The organism is Sphingopyxis sp., assembly GCF_036675685.1.
GTDB lineage: Bacteria > Pseudomonadota > Alphaproteobacteria > Sphingomonadales > Sphingomonadaceae > Sphingopyxis.
Genome location: NZ_JAKFEM010000022.1, coordinates 118,365 through 135,042 on the forward strand (window position 1 = coordinate 118,365; position 16,678 = coordinate 135,042).

General features: G+C 64.2%; 16 protein-coding genes. 11 read left to right on the forward strand and 5 right to left on the reverse strand.

Features of this window, described 5'->3' with window-relative positions; all coding sequences use genetic code 11:
- Positions 1 to 54: 54 nt before the first annotated feature.
- The 3 genes from V6M50_RS09930 to V6M50_RS09940 all read right to left on the reverse strand — a co-directional run bounded on the left by V6M50_RS09930 (position 55) and on the right by V6M50_RS09940 (position 4,984).
- The gene (locus V6M50_RS09930; RefSeq protein WP_332818400.1) at positions 55 to 1,206 is read right to left on the reverse strand and encodes an aspartyl/asparaginyl beta-hydroxylase domain-containing protein; all 1,152 of its coding nucleotides are present in this window, start codon (positions 1,204 to 1,206) and stop codon (positions 55 to 57) included.
- A gap of 80 nt (positions 1,207 to 1,286) precedes the next feature.
- Complete coding sequence (locus tag V6M50_RS09935) at positions 1,287 to 4,454, reverse strand: TonB-dependent receptor domain-containing protein (RefSeq protein WP_332818401.1); 3,168 nt, start codon at positions 4,452 to 4,454, stop codon at positions 1,287 to 1,289.
- A gap of 56 nt (positions 4,455 to 4,510) precedes the next feature.
- Positions 4,511 to 4,984, reverse strand: a complete 474-nt coding sequence (locus V6M50_RS09940) for a hypothetical protein (protein WP_332818402.1) — start codon at positions 4,982 to 4,984, stop codon at positions 4,511 to 4,513.
- A gap of 84 nt (positions 4,985 to 5,068) precedes the next feature.
- Here V6M50_RS09940 and phaR point away from each other — a divergent pair, with 84 nt between their 5' ends.
- From phaR to V6M50_RS09965, 5 genes are all read left to right on the forward strand, one after another.
- Positions 5,069 to 5,608: a polyhydroxyalkanoate synthesis repressor PhaR gene (gene phaR, locus V6M50_RS09945; protein ID WP_332818403.1), complete on the forward strand. Its 540-nt coding sequence runs from the start codon at positions 5,069 to 5,071 to the stop codon at positions 5,606 to 5,608.
- Between the two features lie 42 nt (positions 5,609 to 5,650).
- Positions 5,651 to 7,177, forward strand: a complete 1,527-nt coding sequence (gene proS, locus V6M50_RS09950) for a proline--tRNA ligase (protein ID WP_332818404.1) — start codon at positions 5,651 to 5,653, stop codon at positions 7,175 to 7,177.
- A gap of 73 nt (positions 7,178 to 7,250) precedes the next feature.
- Entirely contained in the window at positions 7,251 to 7,601 is a 351-nt protein-coding gene (locus V6M50_RS09955) for a DUF6152 family protein (protein ID WP_332818405.1), read from the forward strand.
- Between the two features lie 10 nt (positions 7,602 to 7,611).
- Complete coding sequence (locus V6M50_RS09960) at positions 7,612 to 8,097, forward strand: DUF6644 family protein (protein ID WP_332818406.1); 486 nt, start codon at positions 7,612 to 7,614, stop codon at positions 8,095 to 8,097.
- A gap of 64 nt (positions 8,098 to 8,161) precedes the next feature.
- The gene (locus V6M50_RS09965; RefSeq protein WP_332818407.1) at positions 8,162 to 10,468 is read left to right on the forward strand and encodes a ribonuclease R family protein; all 2,307 of its coding nucleotides are present in this window, start codon (positions 8,162 to 8,164) and stop codon (positions 10,466 to 10,468) included.
- 88 nt (positions 10,469 to 10,556) lie between these two features.
- Here V6M50_RS09965 and V6M50_RS09970 read toward each other — a convergent pair whose 3' ends face one another.
- Positions 10,557 to 11,339 carry a helix-turn-helix domain-containing protein gene (locus tag V6M50_RS09970; RefSeq protein ID WP_332818408.1) on the reverse strand — a complete coding sequence of 261 codons (783 nt, stop codon included), beginning with the start codon at positions 11,337 to 11,339 and terminating at the stop codon, positions 10,557 to 10,559.
- Between the two features lie 117 nt (positions 11,340 to 11,456).
- Between V6M50_RS09970 and V6M50_RS09975 the strand changes: the two genes are divergently transcribed.
- The gene (locus V6M50_RS09975) at positions 11,457 to 11,846 is read left to right on the forward strand and encodes a hypothetical protein (protein WP_332818409.1); all 390 of its coding nucleotides are present in this window, start codon (positions 11,457 to 11,459) and stop codon (positions 11,844 to 11,846) included.
- Here V6M50_RS09975 and V6M50_RS09980 read toward each other — a convergent pair.
- Positions 11,843 to 12,295, reverse strand: a complete 453-nt coding sequence (locus V6M50_RS09980; RefSeq protein WP_332818410.1) for a universal stress protein — start codon at positions 12,293 to 12,295, stop codon at positions 11,843 to 11,845. The genes V6M50_RS09975 and V6M50_RS09980 overlap by 4 nt on opposite strands.
- 174 nt (positions 12,296 to 12,469) lie before the next feature.
- On the opposite strand from V6M50_RS09980, the gene V6M50_RS09985 reads away from it, so the two are divergent.
- The 5 genes from V6M50_RS09985 to V6M50_RS10005 are packed head-to-tail and all read left to right on the forward strand — an operon-like array spanning position 12,470 to position 16,667.
- The gene (locus tag V6M50_RS09985) at positions 12,470 to 13,792 is read left to right on the forward strand and encodes a pyruvate dehydrogenase complex dihydrolipoamide acetyltransferase (RefSeq protein ID WP_332818411.1); all 1,323 of its coding nucleotides are present in this window, start codon (positions 12,470 to 12,472) and stop codon (positions 13,790 to 13,792) included.
- Positions 13,793 to 13,804: 12 nt separating this feature from the next.
- Complete coding sequence (locus tag V6M50_RS09990) at positions 13,805 to 13,990, forward strand: hypothetical protein (protein WP_332818412.1); 186 nt, start codon at positions 13,805 to 13,807, stop codon at positions 13,988 to 13,990.
- Positions 13,991 to 14,000: 10 nt separating this feature from the next.
- Entirely contained in the window at positions 14,001 to 15,398 is a 1,398-nt protein-coding gene (gene lpdA / locus V6M50_RS09995) for a dihydrolipoyl dehydrogenase (RefSeq protein WP_332818413.1), read from the forward strand.
- Between the two features lie 28 nt (positions 15,399 to 15,426).
- Positions 15,427 to 16,032, forward strand: a complete 606-nt coding sequence (locus V6M50_RS10000; protein WP_332818414.1) for a carboxypeptidase-like regulatory domain-containing protein — start codon at positions 15,427 to 15,429, stop codon at positions 16,030 to 16,032.
- Entirely contained in the window at positions 16,032 to 16,667 is a 636-nt protein-coding gene (locus tag V6M50_RS10005) for a phosphatase PAP2 family protein (protein WP_332818415.1), read from the forward strand. Before V6M50_RS10000 ends, V6M50_RS10005 begins: the two co-directional genes overlap by 1 nt.
- Positions 16,668 to 16,678 lie beyond the last annotated feature (11 nt).

The following is a 16,678-nucleotide window of genomic DNA, read 5'->3' on the forward strand; positions in this document are numbered from 1 at the left end:
CCCGGCCGGCGTCAAAAAGCGCCGAATCCGGGCAATACTGAAGCGCGAAAGCCGTCATCCGAGCGCCGGATCGGCGAAGAAGGCGGCGACCTCCTGCCGTTCCTGCTCGGTGAGTTCGGGGCGCCAGATGTCGAAAATCAGCACTACGCGATCCTCCTTGCTGTCGTTCCAGGCCTCATGCTCAATTGTGTCATCGAAAATCAGCAGCTTGCCTTCCTCCCACTCTCGCACCTCATTGCCGACCCGGAAACCGCAGCCGGGTGGAACGATCAGCGGCAGGTGGCAGATCAGGCGCGCGTTGTGCGTGCCGGTATGCGGGGTGATCCGGGCGCCGGCGCGCAGGAGCGAAAACATCACGGTCGGCGAATTGACGATCCGGGGCAAGGGCGCCGCCTGGACGGCTTCCCATGTCCGGGGGCAGCGTGCGATAATCGCCTCGGACACCATGCCGTTCTCGCAGAGGAACAGCGCGCTCCAGTCGATATTGTCGAGCAACTGATTGGCATCGGCGCGCGGCCGATCGGTGTGGGCTTGCATATAGGGACGGAAGCCCTGCGTGCCCGCCGCCAGCAGGTCGGTTATTTCGCGCTTGATTGCGCCTGCCACGCCCTCGATCGCGGGAACCCAGTCGAAAGCGGCCGGGTCGAAGAACTGGATTTGCGGCAGTTCGGGGAAATAATATCCCGTCGGTTCCTGGACATAGATCCGCTTGCGTCCGGCCAGGATGTCGAGCGAATGCTGGAAGCGTGCGCTTCGCTTTTCGGGCGGCAATCCGCGCGCGATCAGCTTTGCCTCGCGCTGTTCGACTACATGGGCCCTGAACCGGGCGATCCAGCTTTCGGCGCGTTGCAGCTCGCCGCGCAGGTCGGCCGGGATCTCCTGGTTTGCGGCGATGAGCATCGCAATTTCATAGCAGTGGAGCGCGCCGCGCTCGTCATCGGCATGTGCGCGGCAATCGCCTTTCATGATGTGCCCGCGCACCGCCTGCGGCTCCAGCACGAGCAGCTGGTCGAGCGCAGCTTCTTCGGCCGCCGCGTCATTTTCGGCGCGGCAAGCGACCGCGAGAAGAAGCCAGATCTGCGCGTTGGCACGGCCTGTCTGTGTCACGGGTTCGAAGCGCGCGCGGGCGTCTGCCGAACGGCCCTGCTGAAGCGCCTCGACCCCCTCCCTGATCAGATTTTCGGCTTCCTGATTGCTGAGCTGCACGGCTCGTCCTCGTTCACAAGATAAAGAAAAGGGGGCCGGGACAATGTCCCGACCCCCCATTTATTCCGATCGCGTCGCGATTAGAAGCGGGCGCGAGCGCCAGCGTAGAGCGTACGACCGCGGAAGCTGTAGATCGCGCTACCCGCACCAGTTGCCGTCGAACCCAGCGGCGGCATCTTGTCGAACACGTTGTCGACGCCGGCGTAGAAGTTCAGGTTCGGACCGCCCGTGTCCTTGTTCACGTCCCATTCGAAGCGAAGGTCGTGATAGAAAACAGCCGGGTATTTTTCACGATCGGCATAATCGATGTCCGTCGGCGGCAGGCCGTTCAACGAGTTGAGCGCTTCGTAGGTCGGGGCGATGAGCATCGGGCCGATGTAGCGCATCCGGTAACCCAGCGTGAACGGACCATGTTCGAAGTCGAAGTCCCAACGGAACTCGTCCTTCGGATCGCCCAATTCGCTCAGGATACGGTTTTCGAAGTCCGGGTTGATCGAGTCCTGGAAATTGCTGACCGTCAGATTGTGCGTGTAGATGAGGTTCGTGTTGAACTTCACCGGACCCAGGTCGGCGCGATAAGCCAGGTTGACGTCGATACCTTCACGCTTGCGCTTCGCGAAGTTCACCGGCGCCACGATCAGCGAGTTGGTGACGATACGACCCGACGCGTCGCCGGAGGCGTTGGGGGCGCCTGTGAGGTTACGCGTGAACTGCGAACAGAACACGTTGTTCAGGTCCGCCGAGTCATAGCAGCTATCGACGATCTGCTGCGCGGTCAGCGCCGTGATGATACCCTTCACCGTGATGTCATAATAGTCGATCGACAGGTTCAGGCCCGGGATGAAGCGCGGCTGGATGACCACACCATAGGTGTAGCTGTCCGACGTTTCCTCGGTCAGGTTCGGGTTCGAACCGCTGACGATACCGAGCGACTGCGTAATGTCGGTCAGGTTACCGAGGAACGCACCCAGTGCTGCGGCGCAGTTGGCCGCGCGAACGCCCGAGCCGCGACGTGCGGGGTTGCAGGGATCCTGGAAGTTCGGCGCGAAGTTCGGGACTAGCGGGAACGCCGTTTCCGACACGTTCGGCGCGCGAACGGCGCGGCTGTAGTTTCCGCGGAAGCGGATGTCTTCTATCGGCGCCCAGTCGAGACCGGCGTTGTACGAATACACCGTGCCGACATTGCCCTGATACTTTGCGACACGGCCCGCACCGCTGACCGTCAGTTCATGCGCAAACGGCATTTCCTTGAGCAGCGGAATCTGGAGTTCGCCATAGAGTTCCTTCACCTTGAAGGTGTTGGGCTCGAAGCTCGGGATCGACACGCCGTTGGTGAAGCCATCGGTTACGAACGCATCCTGCTGATAGAAGGCGTTCTCTTCGCGATATTCGGCACCGATTGCGAAACGAACCGGGCCGCCCGGCAGGTTGAAGAAACCGCTGGTGTCACCCGAGACGAAGCCCGACAGGACGAGCTGGTCGAGGCCCGAACGCGCCGTGAAGGTGCGGCCGAAATAGTTGACCGCTGCGCTGTTGTCCGGCGAACCGAAGGGGTTGTAGGGAACGCAGGCCGCGATGTCGGCCGCAAGGCGTGCCGCGTTGCGCGCCGCGATCGCCGCCGAAACGGCGTCGGTGCGCTGGATCGGCAGAGCCGCGGCCGGGTCGAACTGCGAACGGCACTGGATCTGGCCGGTCACCGGGTTGCGGCCCGCGTCCATCGACAGCACGAAGCGCTGGCGATCGATGAAGCCGTCGGTGGTGATCGCTTCCTTGAACTTGCCGTAGTTCGCCGACAGTTCGTAGCTCCAATCCTCGTTGAACGTGCCGCGAAGGCCGCCAACCACACGCCACGTGTCGCGCTGGAAGGCTTCGTCGCGGAGGCCGACGTCGATCAGGTTACGCGCAACGACGAAGCGATAGGTGCCGTTGTTGATCGCCGTGATGTCGGCTGCGGTCAGGTTGCCGCCTGCCGGGCAGGTGACCTGAAGGTCGCTGCGGCAGCCCGACGCCAGAATGGCATTGGCGAGCGTCGTGCGGTCGGCCGTGTTCAGGAACGGGTTGTCGAGACGCGTGCGTTCGCGGAAGTCGAACGCCGACTGCGTGCCCTGGATGAACGACGGGCCTGCGTTGTTGCCCAGCGCGTTTACGCGGTTCCACTTGGCTTCGACGAACACTTCGGCCGCTTCGCTGAATTCGAAACGCGACAGCATGTTGAAGTTATAGCGTTCGGTGAACGGCAGGACCGACAGCGTCTTGCCTTCGCGGCCGGTCTGGCCGTTGCCACCGACGATGCCGCCGATGATGCCCGAGCCGAAGCGGGTGCCCGTCTGCGGCGTCAGTCGGCCTTCGTTGGTGAAGACATAGGTGCAGTTATACGGGGTACCGTTGCTGTTCGGGCCGCCGGCGGTCGCCGCCGTGCCGCGTCCGCATGCCGCGCCGGGTACGTTCTGCTGGTTGACCGGAATCAGGCCGTTGAAGTGAATGCTCGCGCTGCGGACATCGCGGAAGAAGGCGCGATCGGGGAAGCCGTCGCCGCCGTCGACGATGCCGGCACCGCCATCGGTGTCGACGACGAAGAAGCCATTGTTTTTGCGGAATTCGGGAACATCCGAAGCAAAGACACGGTCGTTGCGTGCATATTCGGCGTGCAGCGTGACGTTGCCGCGGCCCTCGGCGAAGTTCTTGCCGAGCATGGCTGAAACATACTGGTTTCCGGCGTAGCCCGAGTCGGTCATGCCGCCCTGGGCGCGCAGTTGCACACCCTCATAGTCGCGGCGCAGGACGAAGTTGACCACGCCCGCGATGGCGTCCGAACCGTAAATGGCCGAGTTGCCGCCCGTGACGATATCGACGCGTTCGATCAGGTCGTTCGGGATGGTGTTGACGTCGACCGAAACGGCGTTGTTCAGAATGTCGGCCGGGACGTGGCGACGGCCGTTGACGAGGACCAGCGTGCGCTGCGTGCCCAGACCGCGAAGGTCGAGCAGGTTTAGACCGGCGATGCCGATGCCGAGGCCCGGGTTCTGCTGAGCGAAGGTGCTGCGAAGCTGCGGCAGATCGTTCAGCGTGTCGCCGATGTTGGTCTGGCCCTGCTGGAAGAAGCTTTCGCCCGTGATCGAGGTGATCGGAACGGTCGATTCGAGGTTCGGGCGGCGGATGCGCGACCCGGTAACGACAATGGTGCCCTCGGCGGCGGCTTCGGCCGCGTCATCCGCAGGAGCGGCTTCGTCCTGTGCCATTGCGGGCATGGCGCTGAACAAAGCAAGAGTCAGGGCGGAGCCCCGAACCAACAGGCTAGTCTTCTTCATGATGTAATTCCCCGGTTGCCCGCCCAAAAGATTGAAGTGAACGGATTGCCCCTTAGAAAGACAGAAATTTTCGGCGGCACAAGCCTTTGATGAAAATTTTCTGACACTAGGGGGACTCGGGTGCGACGCTGTGGCATTTTCGCAACAGGCGTTTGCCGCCCCATCTTGGCGGCGGCCGGACAGCGGGATTGCGCTTGGCGAAACGAATTGCCTCCTAGGCGGTCAAATGCGGCAAAAAATACCAAGACAATGATTTCTTTTGAAACGAAATTGCGTTTCGATCGATTCGACATCCCTGCGCGAGGAGCGCGCAGCGTCGGCAGGCGCCAGAACCTCGCCTTGCCCCAAGAACAGACCTGGCGCAGGGGCGAGGGGGCCAGCAAGGGGCTTCCACGCGGCCGCATCGGCCCTTTGCGAATCGCTCTCACCCACCTCGACAGCGTGAAGTCCGGCATGTTGCGATGCATCATAATTTGGTGCTAATGCAGGGCCAATCGAATGTCCGGTACGGCGCGGTCGCCATTGTCCCGGAGTTATAAGGAGCGCAGGTCAAGATGGCGAAGTCCAAGATGGCGGCGGACGATGACGTCGTCACGATCAAGAAATATGCCAACCGGCGGCTCTACGACACCGAACGCAGTTGTTATATCACGCTCGAGGATCTGGGGACGATGGTGCGCGACGGCCGCGAATTTCGCGTCGTTGATGCAAAAAGCGGCGACGATATTACGCATAATGTCCTGACACAGATCATCATGGACGAGGAAACCCGCGGCGAAACCTTGCTGCCGGTCAATTTTCTGCGCCACCTGATCGGCATGTATGGCGACAAGATGCAGTCGATGGTGCCGCAATATCTCGAAGCCTCGATGGCGGCGTTTCGCAAGAACCAGCAGGATGTCCGCTCGGCACTGGAAGGCGCGCTCGGATCCAATCCGTTCGCCGAAATGACGCGGCGCAATATGGAGATGTTCCAACAGGCGGCGGGGGCCTTTATCCCGGGGGCCGGTGGCAGCAAGGCAAAGGATGCCGAGATCTCCGCGCTCAAGGCCGAAGTGGCCGCGCTCAAGGCCGAACTCGCAAACAAGAAGTAAGAAGGGCGCTCTCCCGCCCTCAACGACAGAAATCGGACTAACATGATCAAGCATGCGCTCAGCGTAACCCGGCAGGCCGACTTCGCGGCCTGGTATCAGGATGTCATTGCCGAAGCCGACCTCGCCGAGGAATCGGGTGTGCGCGGCTGCATGGTGATCAAGCCGTGGGGCTATGGCATCTGGGAGCGTATCCAGGCGATCATGGATGCGGGCATCAAGGATATGGGGGTCCAGAATTGCTATTTCCCGCTCTTCATTCCGTTGAGCTTCTTTGAGAAAGAAGCCGACCATGTCGATGGTTTTGCAAAGGAAATGGCGGTGGTTACTCACCATCGCCTGATCAGCGACGGCAAGGGCAAGCTGATCCCCGATCCCCAGGCGAAGCTCGAGGAGCCGCTGATCGTCCGCCCGACGTCGGAAACGATTATCGGCGCCGCAATGAGCCGCTGGGTCCAGAGCTGGCGCGATTTGCCACTGAAGGTCAACCAGTGGGCGAATGTCGTGCGCTGGGAAATGCGCACGCGCATGTTCCTGCGCACCGCCGAATTCCTGTGGCAGGAAGGCCATAGCGCGCACGACAGCAAGGAAGATGCGCTTGCCGAGACGATGCGCGCGCTCGAACTCTATCGCACGGTTGCCGAAGAGGCGCTCGCCGTCCCGGTGGTCGTCGGCGAAAAGCCCGAGCACGAGCGCTTCCCGGGCGCCGCCGCGACCTTTTCGATCGAGGCGATGATGCAGGATGGCAAGGCGCTGCAGGCCGGCACCTCGCACTATCTCGGCACCGGTTTCGCCGAGGCTGCGAATATCCGTTTCCAGGACAAGGACGGGGGGCACAGCCTGTGCCACACCGTCAGCTGGGGCATGACGACCCGCACGATCGGGGCGGTGATCATGACGCATGGCGACGACGACGGCCTGCGCTGCCCGCCGCGCATCGCGCCGCACCAGATCGTCATCGTGCCGATGCTGCGCGACAATGAGGAAGATCAGGCGATCCTCGATTATTGCGCGTCGCTCCAGGCCGAACTGAAGGCGCTCGACGCCTTTCGCGAACCGCTCCGCGTCCATCTCGACGCCGGTGCGAACAAGGCACAGACCAAGCGCTGGGGCTGGGTCAAGAAAGGCGCGCCGATCATTCTCGAAATCGGCCCGCGCGACGTCGCCGGCGGCAATGTCGCCGTGATCCGCCGCGACCGGCTTTACAAGGACGACGGCAAGCTCAACACGGCTTTCGTCGCCAGGGGCGATTTCGTCGCTGCGGCGGTCGCAATGCTCGAGGACATCCAGTCGGGTCTCCATGCCGAGGCGAAAGAGCGGCTCCACGCCAATATTCGCCGCGACGTTACCGACCTTGCCGCCCACTACGCCGGCGGCGACAAGTTCGTCGGTTGGGTCGAGGTGCAATGGTCGCGCCCGACCGGCGCGGTCCTCGACGGGATCGTCGAGCAATTGAAGGCGCTCAAGCTCACGATGCGCAACGCCCCGCTCGACGCCGCAGCTGCCGATGGTGCCTGTTTCTTCACCGGCGAGCCCGCGGTCGAGCGCGTGCTGATCGGCCGGGCCTATTGATTGGCGGCGCCCGGCTTGCACTGGGCGCCGCGCACCACTAGCCTTCGTGCCGCGGGGCCGAAGGAGACAGGTTATGCGTTTTCCCATGCTGATCGCGGCCACGGCGTTGGCCTGCGCCGCGCTTCCCGTCGCGGCGCATCACGGCTGGTCCTCTTATGACGAGAGCAAGCCGGTGACGTTGAACGCGTCGTTCACCGAACTGTCGTGGGCGAACCCGCACGGCAGCGCCAAGATGCGCTGGAAGGGCAAGCTGTGGGACGTCATCCTGGCGCCCACCAGCCGGATGGAAGCCCGCGGCCTGACGCGCGCCGAGATCGAACCGGGCAAGCGCCTTCGCCTGACCGGCTACGTCCGTCGCGACGGTACGACGGAAATGCGGGTGGAACGGATAATGATCGGCCAGAAGACGGTCGAGCTGCGCTGAGCCGGGCGGCGTGGAATCGCTGCTGACGGACGTCGCCTTATGGCTCGACGTCGCGGGCGTCGGACCGTGGGCGCGCGGATCGGCGCTCGTCTATCCGATTGTTAACACGCTGCATTTGCTGGGCCTGGTCATGCTCATCGGCGGGATCGGCATCGTCGATCTGCGGGTGGCTGGTCTATGGCAAGGGCTGCCGATCGCCATGCTGTCGCGCGCGCTGACCCCCGTCGCGGTCGTCGGCCTGATGCTGATGGCCGCCAGCGGCATCGTGCTGTTTGCCGCCGACGGCGCGGCGCTGGCGCGGTCGGACATTTTTGCGGGAAAGCTGGTCATCATAGCCGTGGCGCTGGTCAATGCCGCGGCTTTCCGGCTGATATGGCGCGCGCGCATGCGCGGCTGGTCCGACACGGTGCCCGGCGCGGCGCGCGCGATGGCGGCTTCATCGCTGCTGCTATGGCTTGGTGCGGCGGCATCGGGTCGCTGGATCGCCTATGGCTGACCCTTTTGGGTGTCACGCGTTGAGCGCTTGGTAAAGCTGGCCGGCGCCCGTATATCCTCGGACAATGAAGAACCGCCAGAACATCTCACCCGGCTTGCCGAGCCGCCCGCAGATCATCGATTTCATCACCACCTCCGACCAACCCGTTGGCAAGCGCGAGATCGCGAAACATTTCGGCCTCCACGGCACCGAGAAGATCGCGCTGAAGGCGCTGCTCAAGGATATGACCGACGAGGGGCTCGTCGATCTCGCGGGCGGCCGCGCCTTTCACAAACATGGCGGCCTGCCGCGCGTGACCGTGCTGCGCGTCGCCGCGATCGACGGCGGCAATGTCTGGGGGGTGCCCGAACATTGGGAAGCCGCAGGGCCCGCGCCGCGGCTGCGCGTCATGGAACAAGGCCGTAAGGGCGCGCTCGGCGTCGGCGACCGCATCCTCGCGCGCACCGAGGAACGTGGCAGCGGCCATGTCGCGCACCCGATGAAAAAGCTGCAATCGGGCGGAGAAACGGTGATCGGCGTGCTCGTCGAGGATATGGGGCCGGGCGGCAAGCCGATCCTGTGGCTGCGCCCCGCCGACAAGCGCGCGCGTCATGACTTCGCTGTCGCCGACAAGGGCGATGCGAATATCGGCGACCTCGTCCGCGCCGAACTGACGGGACGCGGCCCAGCGATCAAGGCGAAGGTCATCGATCGCATCGGCGATCCCTTCGCGCCCAAATCGCTCAGCATGATCGCGATCGCGCGGCACGAAATCCCGCATATCTTCGGTGCCGAAACGCTCGCCGAGGCTGAGGTCGCGGCCAAGCTGCCGCTCACCCCCGACGGCCGCGAGGATTTGCGTGACCTGCCGATCGTCGCGATCGACCCGATCGATGCGCGCGACCATGACGACGCCGTATGGGCCGCCCCCGACACCGACGGCCCAAACAAGGGCGGCTGGCGCGCGATCGTCGCGATTGCCGATGTCAGCTATTATGTCCGTCCCGACGGCGCGCTCGACCGCGAGGCGCGGCAGCGCGGCAACAGCGTCTATTTCCCCGACCAAGTCGTCCCGATGCTCCCCGAAACGCTGTCGGCGGGCGTCTGCTCGCTGAAAGCGGGGCAGGACCGCGCGGCGATGGCGTGCCATCTCGTTATCGACAAGCATGGCAAGGTGACGTCGTGGCGTTTCACGCGTGCGCTCGTCCGGCTGCGCGCGAACATCGCCTATGAGCATGCGCAGGGGGCTTATGACGCCGACGCCGCGCGCGACGAATGGGACGCCGACGTGCTCCCCACGCTCAAGAATCTGTGGGCATGCTGGGCGCTGCTCGCAAAAGCGCGCGCCGCGCGCGCGCCGCTCGACCTCGATCTGCCCGAGCGGCAGGTGATCCTCGACGAGAAGGGTGGAATTGCCGAAATCCGCGTCCGCGACCGGCTCGATTCGATGCGGCTCATCGAGGATTATATGATCGCCGCGAACGTCGCCGCGGCGAAGGCGCTCGAGGCGAAGAAATCGCCCGTGATGTACCGCATCCACGAGCCGCCGAGCCGCGAAAAGCTCGTCAGCCTCAAGGATTATCTGGAAACCTTCGAACAGAGCTTTGCGCTGGGACAGGTCATCACCCCCGCGGTCTTCAACCGCCTGATCGACGGCTTTTCCGAAGACGACCGCCTGCCCGAGATCATGCAGGCGATTTTGCGCAGCCAGACGCAGGCCTATTATGGCCCCGCCAACGCGGGTCATTTCGGCCTCGCGCTCGGCAGCTATGCACATTTCACCTCGCCGATCCGGCGTTACGCCGATTTGATCGTCCATCGCGCGCTCGTCGACAGCTACAAGCTCGAAGTGCCCGGCAAGCCCAAGGACCTGCCCGCGCGCACGGGACTCGGCGAAGCCGACGCCAAGGGCCTGTCACGCATCGGCGAGGCGATCAGCGCGCTCGAACGCCGCGCGATGGAGGCCGAACGCGAGACGGTCGATCGTTATGTCGCCGCCTTTCTTTCGACCAAGAAGGGCGAGATCGTCGCAGCGCGGATCACCGGGGTGCAGCCCTTCGGCTTCTTCGCGACCGTCGACGGGCTCGGTGGCGACGGGTTGGTGCCGGTATCGACGTTGGGAAGCGAACGCTTCTTCTACGATGAGGCGGCGCGCAGCCTCGACAGCGAGCATGGCCGCGTCAGCTTCACGACCGGCCAGCGGCTCGATCTGCGATTGATCGACGCCAATCCGATCAGCGGCGCGCTACGCTTCGAATTGCCCGACGCGCCAGAGGGTGGGTTCCGGGGTCGCCCGCCGCGGCGTGATGGGGTGAAGGACAAGGGCGGCAAGCATGTGGTCGGCAAACGCGGCCGGCCGGCGAATATCAAGCACAAGGGGCGGAAACGCTAAACCCAATTTTCGTCATTCCCGCGAAAGCGGGAACCCAGTTGTAACGGCTGCTCGCTGGGTTCCCGCTTTCGCGGGAATGACGAGGTGGCTATCGCCCCGCCAATTTCTGCAACAACGCCGCACTCTCCGCATCCGCCGGGAAAAACGCCTCGATCGCGAGCTCCGACAACGTAATATCCACAGGTGTCCCGAATATTGTCACCGTCGACACGAACGAAATCCGCCCGGCGATCGTGTCAAGCACCAGCGGCACCGCGACGCTGTTCACATGCGCCATACCATTGTCGTTCGCCTCGACCGCATAGCCCGCCAGCTCCTCACGCAGAGCGATCAATCCCGCATCGGCGCTCGCCTCGATCTGTAGGTCGAGCCTGTGCAGGATATGCGCGCGCCATTCGCCGTAATTAACGATCTGCGGCGCGAGGCCGTCGGGGTGGAGCGCGATGCGCAGGGCGTTGATCGGCGGCGTCAGCAGGGCGGGCGAAACCTGTTCGATCAGGATCGCGATCGCTTCGTTCGCCGCAATCATGTTCCAGTGGCGATCGACTGCCAGCGCGGGATAAGGCTCGTGGCCCTTCAGCACATGCTCGACGATCGCGCGCATTCCCGTCATTTCGGGGCTATCGAGCGGCCGCTCCTGATAATCGGGGGCATAGCCCGCCGCGAGCAACAGCGCGTTGCGCGCACGATGCGGGACCTCGAGGCAATCGGCAATGCGTCCGAGCATCGCGGCACTCGGCTTCGACCGCCCTGTCTCGATAAAGCTCAGGTGGCGCGTCGAAATTTCGGTATCGAGCGCGAGGTCCATCTGGCTCATCCGGCGGCGCGTACGCCATTCGCGCAATTGTTCGCCCAGCGTCGCCACTTGCATGATCGTCTCCTTCGTCCCGGGAGCTATACCTCGGCCTTCCGCTTTTCCATTACCTCCGGCGTAATCGACGCCATTCACTTTCGAGTCCAGTTTGAACGGGTCGAAAGGAGAACCACTATGTCGATCCTCAATCTGAAGAATATCCTCATCGCCGACGCCATCACTTGCGGGGGCGTCTTTGCCATCGGCCTGCTCGCCGCCGCACCGGTCGGCGCGCTGCTCGGGCTATCCGCGAACATCGTTGCGATCGGCGGCTGGATCTGCCTCGCCGCCGCGCTCCTGATGATCGTCGCGGCGCGGCAAGCCGTGCCGAATCCGGCGCTAGTGAAGCTCATCGCACTCGGCAACCTCGGCTGGGTTGCGGCGAGCTTTGCGGTCGTCGCGACCTTCGCCGCACAGATGACCGGCATCGGTATCGCGGTCGTGATCGCCCAGGCGTTCGGCGTGCTCGGCTTTGCGATCCTCGAATGGAAAGCCGCCGCGGTCGCCCGCCTCGCGACCGCCTAACTCAACGCATCGAGCCGGGCGATGTCGATCCCGCCCGGCACCAGCATCACCGGACAGGGAAGCGTCCCCGCATCCTGTCCGGTGAAATGCGCGACCAGCGGCCCCGGCGCACCGGTCGCGGCGGTCGCCAGCACCAGCGCCGCAATCTCGTCGCTCGCGCCGATCACTTCGCGCACCACCTCGGCGGGCTTGCCCGACTTGATCATCGTCTGCGGCGTGACGCCTTCCTGCACCACGGCATCGGAGGCGGTCGCTACCAGCTCCTCGGCATGCTCGCGCGCTTCGGCCTCGATCGTCGCCTGGACGCCGCCGAACGCAACGAAATCCTGCGGCGGGATGATCGCGAGCACGATGATGCCGCCCCCCGTCCGCGCCGCGCGCCGCGCGGCAAAACGCAGCGCCAGCGTCGCTTCGGGACTGTCGTCGATCACCACCAGATATGTCCGCATCACCCCGACCCCTCGTGCTTTTGCTTGGGGCGAAGAGTGCGTCACATTCGTATGAAAGGCAAGTTTGGCTCGCTGGACCTTGACCGAAGCAAAGCTTAAGGCGAGGAACAATCCGTAGCGGCAGGCCGCGCCTGCAAGACTCACGCCCAGGTTCAAGAGGGACGAAATCTGACCATGCCGATCGAACTCAAAATGCCCGCTCTTTCGCCGACGATGGAGGAAGGCACCCTCGCCAAATGGCTGGTCAAGGAAGGCGACACGGTCAAATCGGGTGACTTGCTCGCCGAAATCGAGACCGACAAGGCCACGATGGAATTCGAAGCGATCGATGAGGGCGTGGTCAGCCAGATTCTGGTTCCCGAAGGCACCGACAATGTGAAGGTCGGCACCGTCATCGCGGTGATTGCGGGCGAGGGTGAGGATGCGGGGAGCGCGAAAGCTGCGCCAGCGCCGACCCCGGCGCCCGCCGCTGAACCGAAAGCCGAAGCGCCCACTCAAGACGTCGCCCCCGCGAAGGCGGGGGCCGCCGCTAGCCAAAGTGCACCCACGCCAGCGGTTCCCTCCTCTGCGGGAACGACGAAAGATGGTGACCGCATAAAGGCGAGCCCGCTCGCGAAACGCCTCGCCGCGGAGCAGGGAATCGACCTCAAGACGCTCACCGGGACTGGCCCCGGCGGCCGCATCGTCAAGGCCGATCTTGAGGGCGCTCCTGCGGGCACCGCCGCACCCGTTTCGGCACCCGCTGCCGCCGCGCCTGCTGCCGCCTCGGCACCCGCCGCACCCGCCGAGGGCATCCCCGATTTCGGTATCCCGCACGAGGACGCGAAGCTGTCGGGTATGCGCAAGACGATCGCGCGCCGCCTCAGCCAGTCGATGCAGGAAGCGCCGCACATCTACCTGACCGTCGACATCCGCCTCGACGCGCTGCTCAAGCTGCGCGGCGAACTCAACGCCAGCCTCGAAAGCCGCGGCGTGAAGCTCAGTGTCAACGACATGCTGATCAAGGCGCTCGCGGTCGCGCTCGAACGCGTGCCGGCGTGCAACGTCTCGTTCGGCGGCGATGTGATGCGGACGTACAAGCGCGCCGACATTTCGGTCGCGGTCAGCATCCCCGGCGGCCTCATCACCCCGATCATCGTCGACGCTGGCGGCAAGTCGATGTCGAAAATCTCGACCGAAATGTCCGAGCTCGCGGCAAAGGCGAAGGAAGGCAAGCTCCAGCCCAATGAATATCAGGGCGGCACCGCCTCGATCTCGAACATGGGCATGATGGGAATCAAGCAGTTCACCGCAGTGATCAACCCGCCGCAGGGCATGATCATGGCAATCGGTGCGGGCGAGAAGCGGCCTTATGTGGTCGACGACGCGCTTGCGATCGCCACCGTCATGTCGGCCACCGGCAGCTTCGACCACCGCGCGATCGACGGCGCCGATGGCGCGCTGCTGATGAAGACCTTCAAGGAACTCGTGGAGAACCCGCTGGGGCTGGTGGCCTGACCGGAAACGGCGATGCGCTTCGTTCGACAATCTTTGCATCTGTTGATCGGACTGCTCGCAACAGCATTCGTCGCGGCCGCCGCAAGCTGGATATGGCCCGCCGCGTCGCATTGGATTTGGATCGTCGCCTATGTTGCCATGGCTGTCCTCGCTCTGCGCGAGCTGACCAAGCTGATGCGCTCAAGGTCTGGCGAATAGGGAGATAATTGTGGCTGATACCAACTACGACCTCATCGTTCTCGGCTCCGGTCCCGGGGGTTATGTCGCGGCGATCCGCGCCGCGCAGCTCGGGCTCAAGACCGCGATCGTCGAGCGCGAGAATCTCGGCGGCATCTGCCTCAACTGGGGCTGCATTCCGACGAAGGCGCTGCTGCGTTCGGCCGAGATCTATCATTATATGCAGCATGCGGGCGACTATGGCCTCGTCGCGGCGCAGATCAGCGCCGACATCGACGCGGTCGTGAAGCGCAGCCGCGGGGTCGCGAAGCAGCTCAGCCAGGGCGTCGCGTTCCTGATGAAGAAGCACAAGATCACCGTCCATATGGGCGACGGCAAGCTGACCGCGCCGGGCAAGCTCGAGGTGAAGGGCGAGAAGGGGACCGAAACCCTTTCCGCCAAGAACATCATCGTCGCGACCGGCGCGCGCGCGCGCGACCTGCCTTTCGCGCCCGCCGACGGCAAGCGCATCTGGACCTATCGCCATGCGCTCGTCCCGCCCGAAATGCCCAAGAAGCTGCTCGTCATCGGATCGGGCGCGATCGGGATCGAATTCGCAAGCTTCTATAGCGACATGGGCGCGGAAGTAACCGTGGTCGAAATGCTCGATCGCGTCGTGCCGGTCGAGGATGCCGACGTTTCGGCCTTCCTCGAAAAGGCGCTCAAGAAGCAGGGCATGACGATCTTCACCGGCGCGGGGGTCGAAGAGCTGAAGGCGACCGCCACCGGCGTCACCGCGAAGATCAAGGCCAAGGACGGCAAGGTCGAAAGCGCCGAATTCACCCACGCCATCGTCGCGATCGGCATCGTCCCGAACACCGAGAATATCGGGCTGGAGGCGCTCGGCGTGAAGACGACCAAGGGCCATATCGACACCGACGCGATGTGCCGCACCAATGTCCCCGGCATCTGGGCGATCGGCGACGTCACCGCGCCGCCATGGCTCGCGCACAAGGCGATGCACGAATCGGTGATTTCGGTCGAGGCGATCGCGGGCAACCATCCGCACGCGATGGACGTCCGCAACATCCCCGGCTGCACCTATTGCCGCCCGCAGATCGCGAGCGTCGGCCTGACCGAGGCCAAGGCGAAGGAACTGGGCTACGAGGTCAAGGCAGGCACCTTCCCTTTCATCGGCAACGGCAAGGCGATTGCGCTGGGCGAGTCCGAAGGTTTCACCAAGACCGTGTTCGACGCCAAGACCGGCGAACTGCTCGGCGCGCACATGATCGGCGCCGAGGTTACCGAGCTGATCCAGGGCTATACGATCGGCAAGACCGCCGAACTGGTCGAGGATGATTTCATCGCTACCGTCTTCCCGCATCCGACGCTCAGCGAGACGATGCACGAAGGCGTGCTTGCCGCATTCGGACGACCGCTGCATATCTGAGGCATCAATGGCGAGGGGGAGGAATGCGATGAAGGACCTGCGAGTTACCTTTCCCGAGCCCTGCAGCGAAAAATGGGAAGCGATGACGCGGGCCGGCTGCAATCGCATCTGCGGCCGCTGCGACACGACGATCTTCGACCTGTCCGAATATGATGTGTATCAGGCGGAGGCGCTGCTGCGCGCGGGCGACCGGATTTGCGTTCGTGCACGGCTCGACGCCGAAGGCGCGGTACGGCTGAAACCGCATCCCGTGGGGAATGCCCGGCGAATGGTGCTCGCCGTCGGCGCGTCGGCCGCGATGTTCATGATGGGCGGACACGCGGCCGCCAGGGAAAAGGAACCGCGCGGCGAGATTTCGGGCATGGTCGACACCAGCTGGCCCTTCAATCTGACGGTCACGGCCAAGGGCGACGGCGGACGGGTATATCGCGGCAAGGTGAAGAGAGACGGGCGATACAAGATCAAGAAGCTCCCGCCCGGCACTTATTCGTTGGAAGTTACTGGCGGCTGCGGCGATCCTTGGAGCAGCGGCAAGGTAACCGTCCGAGAACGCGAAACCGCGCTGCACAATACCACCGATCCCAATGACTGCATCATTGTCGGCATGATCGAGATCGAACAGACTAGCGGCTGATGGCGCGGCGCCTGCTCATAGCCGCCGCGGGGCTGATCCTCGCGACGGTATTGCTTGGCCTCGCGGTCGGTGCGGGATGGACGCAGGCCATCGATCTGCGCGTCTCGAATGGACTGGTGCTGCACGTCGGCGAAACCAGCCCCGCCTTCATCGCCTTCATGCAATGGGCGAGCTGGATTGGTGGCGGCACGCCGCGCTGGATCATCGTCATCCTGCTCTGCGCGCTCGTCTGGCGCTGGTGCGGGCCGCGCTGCGCCATCGCGCTGGGCGGCGCGTCGCTGCTGTCGAACCTCGCCTCGACCGGGCTCAAGATCGCCTTCGGCCGTGTGCGGCCCGACGTCATCGAGCATCTCGACCATGTGACTAACGCCTCTTACCCCAGCGGCCATGCGACGAACGCCGCGGTCGTCTACCTGCTGCTCGCCTGGCTCGCGCCGCCGCGCTGGCGCCGCGCGGCGTGGAGCCTCGCGGGCGCGATGATCGTGCTCAATGGTTTTTCGCGCATCATGCTCGGCGTCCATTGGGCGAGCGACATCTTGGGCGGCACGATGCTCGGCGCGGCCTTTGCGCTGCTCGGGGCGTGGTGGGCCGGGGCACGGGATGAACCGCGCCCCGCCGCACTAAGGGAATCGTAAACTCTCGCTGC